This is a genomic window from Streptodolium elevatio (genome assembly GCF_040649515.1).
GTDB lineage: Bacteria > Actinomycetota > Actinomycetes > Streptomycetales > Streptomycetaceae > Yinghuangia > Yinghuangia elevatio.
This window is the reverse complement of sequence record NZ_JBEZFP010000037.1, coordinates 25606-38055: the sequence shown is the minus strand read 5'-3', so window position 1 is coordinate 38055 and position 12450 is coordinate 25606. Positions and strand designations below refer to the sequence as shown.

Here is a 12450-nt window from a genome sequence, read left to right as displayed (position 1 = left end):
CCGAACCCTCCCGCGGCGCGTGACAACCGGGCCGCGGGAGGGTTGCGTCGTGGTCAGCCCTGCGGGGTCGCCGGCTTGGCCGCGGTGTAGAGCCAGGCGTCGAACAGCGGCTTCACGTTGTCGTGCGAGATTGCGCGGGCCAGGTTCATCAGGTCCCGGGTGTCGGCGTTGTCGTAGCGGTATTTGTCCGCCCACACCTTCAGGAGCGTGAAGAAGTCGCGGTCGCCGATGGTGGTGCGCAGCGCGTGCAGGGCCATCGCGCCGCGCAGGTACACGGCGTTGTAGTTGAAGAGTTCGTCGCGTCCCGGGTCGGCCGTCTTCAGGTGCCAGAAATCGTCGTTCGCGGGGGTCGCCCAGAGCTGGTCGAACACCGACTGCGCGGTCGGTCCGCCGCGCTCTTCCTGCCACAGCCACTCGGCGTACGTGGCGAAGCCCTCGTTGAGCCAGAGGTCCGCCCACGTCTTGGGGGTGACGCTGTTGCCGTACCACTGGTGTGCGATCTCGTGCACGATCGTGGCCTCGTCGGGCTCGCCGTCGTACACGGGGCGGGCCTGGGTCTCCAGGGCGTAGCCGACGTCGATGCGGTCGATGATGCCGCCGGTCGAGTCGAACGGGTAGCGGCCGATCCGCTCCTGACCCCAGCGCACCGCGTCGGCGGTGGTGCGGTGCAGGGCGGCGTCGTCGCCGTCGCCCGCCGGGTCGTACGCGGTGATGTTCGGCAGACGGCCGACGCGGCCGTCGGTGACCGTGAAGCGGCCGATCGCGACCATGGACAGGTAGCTGGACATGGGCTTGCGCATCGACCAGACCGCGGTGGTGCGGTCGCCGACCGTGCGCGGCTTGCCCTGCGGCTCGCCGTTGGCGAGCGCGGTCAGTCCGGCGGGGGCGGTGATGCGGAAGGTGTAGGTGGCCTTGTCGCGTACGTCGTCGTTCACCGGGTACCAACTGCGGGCCCCGTCGGGCTCGTTCAGGGCCACCGCGCCGTCGTCGGTGTTGATCCAGCCGTACACGCCGAGCGCCGGGTCGTCGATCGGCGCCGCGGTGCCCCGGTACCAGACGGTCACCGTGAAGTCGCGTCCGGCGCGGATCTTGCCGGCCGGGACGATCGTGAGCTCCTGCCCGTCGCGGGAGAACGCCGCGGAACGCCCGTCCACGACGACGCGTTCGACGGCGGGGCCGGAGAAGTCGAGGGTGAAGCGGGTGAGGTCGCGGCGTGCCTCGGCCTTGATCGCGGCGCGGGCGACGAGGAGGTCGGTCGCGGGGGTGAAGTCGAGGTCGAGGTCGTAGTGGTCGACGTCGTAGCCCTGGTTGCCGGCGAGCGGGAAGTACGGGTCCGGCGCGGCGGGCGGGCCGCCGGAGCCGGCCGAACCCGGTGCGGCGGTGAAGACCACCATCACGCAGGCGAGGCCCAGGGCCGCGGCACCGTGTCTTCCTGTCGTCCTGCGCGTCTTCCGGGTCAGGTGGTGCCGGATCCGCTTCCAAGTCGTCATGGATCGCAATCATGCGTGGGCCAACCGCTCTGCGGTAGACGACACTTCGTTCGAGTGGGAATCGTCCTGCGGATGTCTTACTCCATCCGGATGGTTTTCCTCGCCAACCGTCGCGTTCGGGGGCCTGGGAGGTCGACGATCGATCATCGGACGACGGTCAGGGGGACCCGATGGCGGTTGCACGTACCGGCGAAGCGACGACTGAGGCGACGGCTGAGGCGACGGCCGACGACACGGCGGACCACTTGACCGCGGCACTGGCCGAGGAAATGTCCGAAGAGATCGCGGTGGACTGGGCCTACGTCCGCGACACGATCCGCGTGAACGACGCGCTGCTCGCGGAGATCCGCGCGGAGGCGGCGTTCCGGGGGTTGTCACCCACCGCCACCCTCGCCCTGGTGGCACGCGAGATCGTGCACGACCCGGGGTATGTGCTGACCGGGCTCACCGGGCACCCGCTCGTGCTGGTCGCCGAGACTTACCGCGGCAACGGCGGTGCCGTCGTGGCGGACGGCGCGACCGGGCCGTCCGGGCCGTCGGGCGCCCAGGGCAAGAGCGGCCAGGGTTTGTCGGGGAGGCCCGGCGGCCCGGGCGGGAACGGCGGCAACGGGCAGCCGGGTCTGCCCGCCTCACCGGTGACCGTCATGGCGGCGAACCTGTCCGACCTGCGCATCTCCGCCCGCGGCGGCCTCGGCGGCGCGGGCGGGCAGGGCGGCACCGGCGGCAAGGGCCATCACGCCGCGGCCCGGCCCAACAAGCCGGACATCGACCCGCCCGAGCCCGGCCCCGGCGGCCCGGGCGGCAACGGCGGCATCGGATCCGTGGGCGGACCCGGCGCGCTGATCCTGGTCGAGACCGTGACGATCTCCGGTGTGGCGACCGACGGTTCGGGCGGCGGTCCGGGCCCGGCGGGTGTGGCCGGGCGCGGTGGCCCGGGCGGCGGCCGCGGCGGGGTCGCCTCGGTCGCCGAGCCCGGACGCGACGGCTCGCCCGGCTCGCCCGGGCCGGGCCCGGGGCCGACCGTGCAGCCGGTCCTGGTCACGCACCCGCCCGACAACTGGTGGCTGCTGGTCAAGCTGCGCCTGGGCGGTCGCGCGCGGACGTGGGCCGACTACCGCACGGGCGTCGGGGAGTACCTGTTCCGCGCGTACGCTCCGGCCAAGCCCGAGCGCGGCACCCACCGCGACCTGGCCGCCCACGAGTTCGGGCGGGCGCTGGCGCTGTACCCGGAGCAGGGCCGCGCGGCGGAGCTGCTGCGCTACGTGGCGAGCAACCTGTCGCCGATCGGGCAGCCGTACGACTTCGACATCATGCCGGACTTCCCACGGTTCGAGGGTGTCGTCACGGACTACGACGACATCGTCAAGAGCCTGTACGACAACGCCCTGAGCCTGCTGCTGAGCGCGGTCGACGCGGGGCAGAAGAGCAGCCGTCTGGCCGCCGACCTCGCGCACGTCGCCGACATGGCGGGCGTGCTGGACCTGGAGGGCCGGGCCGCCGCGCTCGGCTTGGAGGGCGCGAAGGGCAAGGCCACCGCGATCGACCAGCAGATCGAGGAGACCCGGGTCCAACTCGACGCGGTGCGCGAGAAGATCGTCGACAAGCGCATGGAGTTCCCGCCGGGCAACGACCTGGGTCCGCTGTTGAGCGCGGCCATCGCGGTGGCCGCCGCCGTGAGCGCGGTCTATACCGGCGGGGCGAGCGTCGTGGCGTTCCTGGCCGCCGCCAACGTCATGATGACGAGCGTCGGCGCGGTCGAGGGCTTCGACGTCAACACCGGCAAGACCGCCGACGGCGACCAGCTCATCAGCTACTGGGACTGGAAGGACCCGGGCAACCCCCAGCTCAAGGCGGACAAGAAGGACAAGATCGGCGGGTTGGCCGAGCTGGTCAACACCAGCAAGTCGTTCGTCGACGCGGGCCGCTCGGTCGCGGACCTGTTCCGCACCCGGATCGACGGCAAGCTGGAGAGCCAGGAGCGGGACATCATCGCCCGGCAGCTCGACCTGGTCCGCCAGCGCGGCCTGCAGATCCTGGAGGTCAGCCAGAAGAACATGCTGCTCGCGGCGGCGGTGGCCAAGGCGGCCGCGAACAAGGCGGATCTGGAGCGGCTGCAAAACCTCAAGGCCGACTGGGCCTCCGACATCGCCGAGCTTGGTTCGATCTCCCGCAGGCTCGTCGCCCAGACCCAGACGTACGTCGACGTGCTGATCAGGTTCGGCTTCTACGCGCACCGCGCGCTGGACCTGTTCACGCTCGCCAGCGACACGTCGCCCACGTACAGCTTCGACATCGGCTACGTGCACCCCGACGACGTCGAGAACGCGTACCAGCCGCTGGCCCGCGGCGACGACAGCCGCATCATCCCGCTGCTGAAGCAGTACCTCGACTCGTGGGCCCGGATGCCCGAACTGGCGGCGCTGCGCTCCTTCTACGACGGCTACCAGGCGTCGCTGCAACATGCGCCGCGGTACTTCACCATCAGCGACCCGGCGGTGCTGCAGTCGCTGCGCGCCAACGGGACGGCGACGTTCACCGTGCGGCTCGACGACTTCCCCGCGGATTGGGCCGAGTTGAAGGTCGAGCGCGTGCACGTCGCGCTGCTCGGCGCGACCGCGGACGACCCGTCCGTGGTCGCGTTCCTCCGGCACGCGGGCCCCGCCACGAACCGGCTGCGCGGCGGCACGGTACGCGAGATCAGCGGGCAGCCGCTGGCCTCGGCCGTCGAGGTGACCTTCGACAAGCGCGAGCCGGGCGCCCCCGGCCCCGCGGGCGCGCGACCCGCGTTCTGGGGACGCAGTCCGGCGACGACCTGGCATGTGGCGCTGGAGAAGACGTCGCAGACGCAGGGCAATCTCAGACTGGACGGCCTCACCGCACTCCACATCGCCATCCGGTACGCGTTCTACGCGGCTCCGCAGGCGACCGCGCAGCCCGTCCCGCCGATGCCGGCGGGCGCGGACTTCGACGGCGACCACAAGGCGGACACCGTGGTCTGGAACTCCGCGGACGGCATGTGGCACGTCGAGCCCTCCGCGGGCGGGCCCGCGGTGACAGTTCCGTGGGGCGGGCCGGGCGACATCCCGGTGCCCGGCGACTACGACCGGGACGGCAGGGCGGAGTTGGCGGTTTTCCGGCCGTCCGACCGCACGCTGCTGACGCGCTCGCTCGCGGGCGGGCCGACCGGCGTGTACCTGTGGCGTACCGAGGGCTACGAGCCTCGGCCCGCGGACTACCCGGGGATGGACATGCTGGCCAACGCGTTCCGGATGCGGGCCTCGGACCTGAGTGTGGCCGGGCGCCACGACGAGGCGGTGGCCGTGCAGACGCAGGCCCTCGACGGCTACCGGCAGTTGACCGCGTTGTCGGCGCCGTACCGCAGCGCGCTGGCCCAGACCTTGGTGATGCTCGGCGTGTACTCCACGCGCGGCGGGCGGTACGACGAGGGCATCGCCGCCGGACGGGAGGGTGTGGCCGAGTACCGCACGCTCGGCGACGCGGCGCAGGTGGCCTGGGCGATGGGGAACCTCGCCGCGCTGTACCGCGACGCGCGGCGGTACACGGAGGCGGTGGACGAGCAGCGCGGGACGGTCGAGGCGTACCGGGAACTCGCGGCCGGGGACCCGCGGTACCGGTCGTCGCTGGCGATGACACTGGTGTTCCTCGGCATGTCGCTGCAACAGGCGGGCCGGCACGGCGAGTCGGAGGCCCCGTCACGGGAGGCCGTGGCGCTGTACCGGGCGTTGGGCGACGAGCCGAACACCGCGTGGGCGCTGGGCAACGTGGGCTCGCGGCTGCGCGCGGCGGGACGCTCGGCCGAGGCCGCGGAGGCGTGGCGGGAGGCCCGCGAGATGTACCGCGCGCTGGCCGCCGCCGATCCGGTGTACCGGTCGCTGCTGGCGCAAAGCATGTACCTCACCGCGGTGTTGCTCAACGACGCCGGCAAGCGGGCCGAGGCACTGGCCGCCGTACAGGAATCGGTGGTGCTGTACCGGCAGTTGACCGCGGAGAACCCCGGCAAGTACGCCGGGGAGACCGCGGCCGCCGTGAAGCTCCAGGATTCCCTGGCCGCGGCCGGAGGCGCCTGACCGGCGGTTCGCGGCGGTTCAACCGGCGGCACAGGAGAGCGGTGCACCGCCCGCGGTTCACGGGTGAACCGCGGGCGGTGCACGGGCGGTCCCGGGGCCCGGTTCACGGGCGCAACGTAGCCACCGCGCACCGGGGATCGCGCTCGGCCGCCGGCCAGGGGGTCGGCTCGCCCTTGCTCCGGTAGTGGGCGTGGAGCCACGTGTCGAGCACCCGGCGGGTGACCCCGAGTGCCTCGGCCGCGCGGTCGGCGCCGGGAGCGACGGTCAGGAGCTTGCGTACGGAGCGTCCGTCGACGAGCCGCTCGGCGGCGCCGAGGTCGGCGAGGCGCTCCCGCTCCACCGCGTCGGCACCGGCATCGGCATAGGGCGGCTCGGGCGTGATGAGGTGCTGCACCTGGTGTGCCAGGATGCAGCGTTCCTGCACACGGGTGAGGCCGGCCGCCACGACGACCGCGCTCTTGTCCGGAACCCAGATCGCCCACGCCGTCCGGAGGTCCGTTCTGCGTACGTGCACGCCGAGTCCACGCAATTCGTCCACCGGGTCGTACATCCCCCACACCATCCCCCACACCACCGCCGTGCCCCGTGCCGCCGACCGTCCCGGAACGCCCTTGGCGGTGGGCGTCCGGGCTGATCATCGTCACAAGGAAGAACCCCCCGCGCAACCGCACAGTCAATGTGCGGTCACCGGTGATCCGCCGGTCGTCCCGGCCGACTCCGCCGGGGTGTTCCCGTCTCCCGGGTGTTCCCGTCCCCCCTGCCCCGGGCCCTGACCGCGAGGGGACCCTCGGGCGCGATCGGGGCCCGGGGCTCCCTCCGACGTGCAACCGATGAAGGTGCGTCTTGGACCGACCTGACGGCCGCCGCGAACTGCCCCCCGCGGCTGTGCTGCTGAGTCAGCTGCGGGCCTCCCGGGGGCTGCGGCCGAGCGACGCCGAGCGGACGATAGGGCTGGCGTCGTACCGCGAGTACGAGAAGGGCCGCCGGCCGCTCACCGCGGAGTCGCTGCGGCAGATCATCGCGGACCTCGGACTCACCCGTGAGGAGACCACCGCGCTGGCGGGCGCGGCCCGGCTGCCGCCTCCCCCGATGGCGTGCGGCGACGTCCCGGCGTCGCTGCCGGGCCTGGTCGACTACGTGCGCGCCAAGGTCACCCCGACGTACGTGAGCGGCCCCTCCGGCGAGATCGTGGTGAGCAACGACGCGGCGGGCACGTGGGTTTCCCCGCTGGTGGGGCCCGACCACCCGGGCGGCGTCACACACAACGCGATCGTCATGCAGTTGACGGAGCACCGCCGGCACGTGATCCCGGCGTCGCGGGTGCGGCCGCATCTGGAGGCCGTCATGGCCAGCTACAAGGCGGTCATGCTCCGGCACTGGGACCACGCGGAATGCAGGCCGAAGTTCGACGCGGTGGTGGAGTACCTGTCGGACTTCCATCCGCTGTGGCGCGAGCGGTGGCCGGTGATCCCGGCACGCGAACGCCGCACCGGCGCCGGGACGTACGTGATGGCGGCGCTGTGGGACAAGGACCCGGACCACCCGTGGCACGATCCGGACCACGTGCAGCACTACCGCGTGCACACCATGGTCGCGGACCCGTTCCTCGCGGCGGCGCGGACCGACTTCCAGGTGGTCGACATCGTGCCGGTGCCCGCCGAGGGCGGCGACCCCATGCAGGTCACAGGTCGCTTCGGCGGCTCGTGGTGGTTGCCGACGACGGGCGCGCGTGCGGATCGGCGGGCGAGCGACGCCGCGAGTGCGGTACGGCTGCGGCGGCGTCCTCGCCGGTGACCTCGGGGTCGCCGGACACCTCGGTACGCGCGTCCGCCGACCTCCCGCCGACCTCCCGGCCGGACAGCGTACGCGGCACGTCGGGCAGGTCGGCGGTCGCCGCGAGGGCCCGTACGGCGTCGTCGTCCGTGGGTGGGCCGCCCGCGGGGCTGTTCGCGGCGAGGCCGTGTGCGGCACCGATGCCGGACCCCGCGGTGGCGGCCTCGAGCAGGTCGCCCGCGGCGTCCGAGAAGCGGCGCACCGAGGGGGCGGGCGCGCCGAGTTCGACGGCGAGCACCATGAAGTCCTGCACGCCGCGGTACGCCGCCACCAGCTCTTCGGCGCCGATCCCGCGCGCCTCGCTCATACCGGTCGGCGTCGAGTCGGCGGCCGTCGAATCGGTCGCCGCCGGCCCGGTGCCGACCATGCCCGGCTCCGGTCCGAAGAGGTACTCCTCGACGGTTCCGCGCCGCCAGCCCAGGGCGCGACCGACGGCGAAGCACCCGGAAGGCACCGCGTCGCCCGTCGGCCCTTCCCCGCGCTCGTACTTGCCGATCGTGCGCAGCGCCAGGCCGGCCCGCTCGGCCAGTTCCTCCTGGGTCCAGCGGCGGGCCCGCCGGTCCCTGCGGACGCACGCCCCGAGGAACGCCCAGTCCGGCCTCGGCTCCTCGGCCGTCATCCGCGCTCTCCCTCGCCGTACGACACAACAGCCGGTCCCGCGACGGGCGTTGAGACCGGTATGACCAGTGCTTCAGAATCGCAGACCGTCCTGACGACCGGTTGCCCGGACCGTCGCGTTGCGGCACGCCGGTGACATCAATACCCAGGAAGAGGCACTGTAGTGCCTAAGATCGGTTGTGAATCGGCATTGCGTTGCCTATCGTCAGGGGCGTGTCGAATGGCCTCCGCACCGTGCCCGACGCGTGGGGGCCACGATGATCCTCGGTATGGGCGGGCCCCTGCGCCCGTGGACACCGTCTCCCCCCAAGCTGTTCCCCCCCGCGCCGCCGCTGACCTGCAAGCCGCGCGCGGGCGTCGCGGACGCCCGCGTCATCGCCGCCCGCATGGACAACTGGTGGCCGCTGCCCGCACACGTCGGACAGTACCAAGTGCACTGACGCGCAAGGCGGATACGACGCGGGGCGCCGCGACGCGTACGCCCGCATGGCAGGGTGGCGCCCCGCGTCCACCGCGAGGCGCCATGTGCACGACCACCGACGAGCCGAAGCCGAAGCCGACGTCGGAGCCGAAGCCGAAGCCGAAGCCGAAGCCGAAGCCGACAACGACGAACGATCCGCTGCGCTACCAGAGTTGCCTCTACGCGTAGTTGTGGAACCCGCGCCCGGACTTGCGGCCGAGGAGACCGGCGTCGACCATGCGCAGCAGGAGCGGCGGCGCGGAGTGCAGCGGCTCCTTGAACTCCTCGTACATCGACGCCGCGATGGCCGCGAGGGTGTCGAGGCCGATCAGGTCGGCGAGGCGCAGCGGGCCCATCGGGTGCGCGCAGCCCAGTTCCATGCCCGAGTCGATGTCCTCGGGCGACGCGAATCCCGACTCCAGCATGCGGATCGCGGACAGCAGGTACGGCACCAGCAGCGCGTTGACGACGAAGCCCGCGCGGTCCTTGGACCGGATGACGTGCTTGCCCAGTGAGCCGTCGACGAACTCCTCGGCACGGACCAGCGTTTGTTCCGCGGTGAGCAGCGACGGCACCAGCTCGACCAGGTCGAGCACCGGTACGGGGTTGAAGAAGTGCACGCCGACGACCGTTTCGGGGCGTCCGGTGGCCATGCCGAGCTTCATGATCGGGATGGACGAGGTGTTGGACGCGAGGATCGCGTCGTCGCGGGTGACGGTCTTGTCGAGTGCGGCGAACAGCTCGGCCTTGGCGCCCTCGTCCTCGGCGATGGCCTCGACCACGAGGTCGCGGTCGGCCAGTTCGGCCAGGTCGGTGGTGAACCGGAGGCGGCGTACGGCGGCGTCGCGCTCCTCCTCGGCGAGCTTGCCGCGGCGTACCGCACGGTCGAGGGACGAGGTCACGCGGTGCTCGCCGGCCCGGGCCGCTTCGGGGTTCACCTCGCGGACCACGACGTCAAGGCCGGCCCGGGCGCAGACCTCGGCGATGCCGGATCCCATCAGGCCGGACCCGACGACGCCCACCCGTCGGATCGCCTCGTGGGCGACGGCGTCGGGCGTTTGGGACATGGTTGGTGTCTCTGTCATCGCATCATTCTCGCCGCCCGCACCGCGACGACGCGCCGGGACGCTCGATTGACCCGTCCGTGGGCGCGCCCCGGCGACGCGCCGCCCATACGGCCCGCTGCGCAGGCCGAAGGGCCTTGAGCGGCTTAGCATCCGAAGCATGGCGAAGAACAACCCGAAGGTTGCCGACGGTCGGGACCGGCGGATCACGGCGCGTCAGATCGGCACGGTCGTGATCCTCGTCCTGAGCCTGTGGTTCATCGCGGCCAACACCGAGTCCACGACGATCCGGTTCTGGGTCCCCGAGGTCGAGGCCCCGCTGTGGCTGGTGCTCGCGGGCGCGTTCGTGGTGGGCGGGATCACCGTGTGGCTGGTCGGCCGCAACCGCAGGGCCCGGTGAGGGTCCCGCCGGACCGCGAGGCAGGCGTCATGACGACCACCGCGACGGCGGTTCCGGCCGCGACCGTGGGCAACCTCCGCGATCTGGGCGGCGTCACTCTGGCGGACGGGCGGCAGGTGGCGCCCGGCGTGCTGTTCCGCTCGGGGCAGTTCAGCCACTTCGATCCGACGGCGGACCCGCACGTGGTCGCCCTGGGCCTGCGCACGGTGGTCGACCTGCGGACCGCCGAGGAGCGCGAGGCGGAGCCGGACCGGGTGCCGGGCACCGCGCATTTGCTGGTCGAGGACGTGCTCGGCGACGACCCTGAGGTCGCGCCGGCCCGCCTGCACGCCCTGCTCGCCGATCCCGGGCGGGCCGAGCGGGAACTCGGCGGAGGCCGGGCGACGGAAATGTTCGCGGCGACGTACCGGCGCATGGTGCTGTCGGCGCGGGCCCGGGAGGCGTACCGGGCGCTCGTGCTGGCGGTGGCGGACGCGCGGCCGGTGCTGTTCCACTGCACGGCAGGCAAGGACCGTACGGGCTGGGGTGCGGCGCTGGTGCTGATGGCGCTGGGTGCCGACCGCGGCGTCGTGCGCGACGAGTTCCTGGCCGTCAACCCGGCGGTGCGGGTGGGGTTCGCGCCGTTCCGCGACGAGTTCACGGCCGCCGGAGGCGACCCCGGGATCGCCGACGCCATCATCGAGGTGCACGGCGCCTACCTGGACGCCGCGCTGGACGCGATGGACACGACGTGGGGCGGCGTGGACGGGTACCTGCGCGAGGGGTTGGGCGTGCCGGACGAGACCGTGGCGCGCATGCGTGCGGAACTGGCCGTTCCCGCCTGGCGGTGAGGCGTACGGGCGGGCCGGACGGGTAGGCCGAACGGGTGCCCGTGGTCGGCGACGGACCCCGGTCCGGTGCGCCATACTCTGCGGGTGCCGACGCCGATTGACGCACCGGAGGTACCGCCGTGCAGTACCCGCTGACCGTCCGCGACTTCCTCGACCGCGCCGTACAGGTCTACCCGGACCGCGTCGCCGTGGTGGACGAGCCGGACCAGCCCGGTCCCTCGCTCGGGGAGCTCGACTACCGCCGGGTGGGCGAGCTGGCGGCCGCGCAGGCCGCCCGGCTGGACGCGTTGGGCGTGCCCGAGGGCGGGCGCGTCGCGGTGGTGTCGCAGAACGCGGCACGGCTGTTCACCTCGTTCTTCGGCGTCTCCGGGTGGGGGCGCGTGCTGGTGCCGATCAACTTCCGGCTGACGCGCCCGGAGATCGAGTACATCGTGGGCCACTCGGGCGCGTCCGTCGTGTACGCCGACCCGTCCTGCACGGGTGTCCTGGACGGCCTGGACGTGCCCCACAAGTTCGTCCTCGGCGACGACGACGCGCTGTACCTGCCCGGGGTCGAGCCGCGGCCGTGGAGTGAGCCCGACGAGTCCGCTACGGCCACCGTCAACTACACCTCGGGGACGACCGCGCGGCCCAAGGGCGTCCAGCTCACGCACCGCAATCTGTGGCTCAACGCCACGACGTTCGCGCTGCACGCGGGGATCGGCGACCGCGACGTGTACCTGCACACCCTGCCGATGTTCCATGCGAACGGCTGGGGGATGCCGTACGGCGTGACCGGCATGGGCGGTCGGCACATCGTGCTGCGCCAGGTCGACGGCGCGGAGATCCTGCGCCGCGTGGAGCGCCACGGCGTCACCCTGATGTGCGCGGCGCCGGCCGTCGTCAACGCCGTGCTGGACGCGGCCGCCGACTGGGAGGGCGAGATCCCGGGCCGCGACCGGGTCCGGGTCATCTGCGCGGGAGCCCCGCCGCCGACCCGCACGATCGAGCGCATCCTCGAGGAACTGGGCTGGGAGTTCATCCAGATCTACGGCCTCACCGAGACGTCGCCGCTGGTCACGGTCAACCGGCACCGCTCCGAGTGGGACGGCCTGGCGGTCGGCGAGCGCGCCCGCCGACTGGCCCGGGCGGGGGTGCCCGCGCTGGGCGTACGCGTGGACCTGGATGTCGACGGCGAGGTGCTGACCGCGTCCAACCACAACCTCGCCGGTTACTGGGAGCAGCCCGAGGAGACTGCGAAGGCGCAGGCCGGCGACTGGTTCCACACGGGCGACGGCGGCTACTTCGACGACGAGGGCTACCTCGTGATCACCGACCGCAAGAAGGACGTCATCATCTCGGGCGGCGAGAACGTGTCGTCGATCGAGGTCGAGGACGCCCTGACGGCGCATCCCGGGGTCCGCGAGGCCGCGGTGATCGGCACTCCCGATGAGAAGTGGGGCGAGCTGGTCACCGGTCTGGTGGTCGCGGACGACGGGGTCACGGCGGAGGAACTGATCGCGCACTGCCGGACCCGGTTGGCCGGGTACAAGTGCCCCAAGCGCGTCGAGTTCGTGGAGTCGCTGCCGCGCACCGCGACCGGCAAGCTGCAGAAGTTCCGGCTGCGGGAGCCGTACTGGGCCGGCAAGGAGCGCCGGATCAACTGACCCGGCGGCGGTCAGGCATCA

At 72.6% G+C, this 12450-nt stretch carries 11 protein-coding genes; 7 read left to right on the top strand and 4 right to left on the bottom strand.

The window, feature by feature from the left end; translation table 11 throughout:
• Positions 1-53: 53 nt before the first annotated feature.
• On the bottom strand, positions 54-1490 hold the full coding sequence (locus tag AB0C36_RS16660) for a M1 family metallopeptidase (RefSeq protein ID WP_358354511.1): 1437 nt from the start codon (positions 1488-1490) through the stop codon (positions 54-56).
• Between the two features lie 170 nt (positions 1491-1660).
• On the opposite strand from AB0C36_RS16660, the gene AB0C36_RS16655 reads away from it, so the two are divergent.
• Positions 1661-5578: a tetratricopeptide repeat protein gene (locus AB0C36_RS16655; protein WP_358354508.1), complete on the top strand. Its 3918-nt coding sequence runs from the start codon at positions 1661-1663 to the stop codon at positions 5576-5578.
• A gap of 103 nt (positions 5579-5681) precedes the next feature.
• Here the strand turns inward: AB0C36_RS16655 and AB0C36_RS16650 are convergent, their stop codons facing one another.
• Positions 5682-6140: a hypothetical protein gene (locus tag AB0C36_RS16650; protein ID WP_358354506.1), complete on the bottom strand. Its 459-nt coding sequence runs from the start codon at positions 6138-6140 to the stop codon at positions 5682-5684.
• Between the two features lie 281 nt (positions 6141-6421).
• On the opposite strand from AB0C36_RS16650, the gene AB0C36_RS16645 reads away from it, so the two are divergent.
• On the top strand, positions 6422-7372 hold the full coding sequence (locus AB0C36_RS16645; RefSeq protein WP_358354503.1) for a helix-turn-helix domain-containing protein: 951 nt from the start codon (positions 6422-6424) through the stop codon (positions 7370-7372).
• Here AB0C36_RS16645 and AB0C36_RS16640 read toward each other — a convergent pair.
• Positions 7260-8030: a helix-turn-helix domain-containing protein gene (locus tag AB0C36_RS16640; RefSeq protein ID WP_358354500.1), complete on the bottom strand. Its 771-nt coding sequence runs from the start codon at positions 8028-8030 to the stop codon at positions 7260-7262. The two genes, AB0C36_RS16645 and AB0C36_RS16640, sit on opposite strands and share 113 nt — an antisense overlap.
• Positions 8031-8298: 268 nt before the next feature.
• On the opposite strand from AB0C36_RS16640, the gene AB0C36_RS16635 reads away from it, so the two are divergent.
• A complete protein-coding gene (locus AB0C36_RS16635) occupies positions 8299-8469 on the top strand; it encodes a hypothetical protein (RefSeq protein WP_358354497.1) in 171 nt (56 codons plus the stop codon).
• 83 nt (positions 8470-8552) lie between these two features.
• Positions 8553-8678 (top strand): hypothetical protein, encoded by a 126-nt coding sequence (locus AB0C36_RS16630; RefSeq protein WP_358354494.1) that lies wholly within the window; start codon positions 8553-8555, stop codon positions 8676-8678.
• On the opposite strand, the gene AB0C36_RS16625 is transcribed toward AB0C36_RS16630, so the two are convergent.
• Positions 8669-9574 carry a 3-hydroxybutyryl-CoA dehydrogenase gene (locus AB0C36_RS16625; protein ID WP_358354491.1) on the bottom strand — a complete coding sequence of 302 codons (906 nt, stop codon included), beginning with the start codon at positions 9572-9574 and terminating at the stop codon, positions 8669-8671. The two genes, AB0C36_RS16630 and AB0C36_RS16625, sit on opposite strands and share 10 nt — an antisense overlap.
• A gap of 139 nt (positions 9575-9713) precedes the next feature.
• On the opposite strand from AB0C36_RS16625, the gene AB0C36_RS16620 reads away from it, so the two are divergent.
• From AB0C36_RS16620 to AB0C36_RS16610, 3 genes are all read left to right on the top strand, one after another.
• Positions 9714-9953 carry a lipopolysaccharide assembly protein LapA domain-containing protein gene (locus tag AB0C36_RS16620; RefSeq protein ID WP_358354489.1) on the top strand — a complete coding sequence of 80 codons (240 nt, stop codon included), beginning with the start codon at positions 9714-9716 and terminating at the stop codon, positions 9951-9953.
• A 29-nt stretch (positions 9954-9982) separates the two neighbouring features.
• Positions 9983-10783: a tyrosine-protein phosphatase gene (locus AB0C36_RS16615; protein ID WP_358354487.1), complete on the top strand. Its 801-nt coding sequence runs from the start codon at positions 9983-9985 to the stop codon at positions 10781-10783.
• 119 nt (positions 10784-10902) lie between these two features.
• Positions 10903-12429, top strand: coding sequence for an AMP-binding protein (locus AB0C36_RS16610; protein WP_358354484.1), 1527 nt, complete (start codon positions 10903-10905; stop codon positions 12427-12429).
• Positions 12430-12450 lie beyond the last annotated feature (21 nt).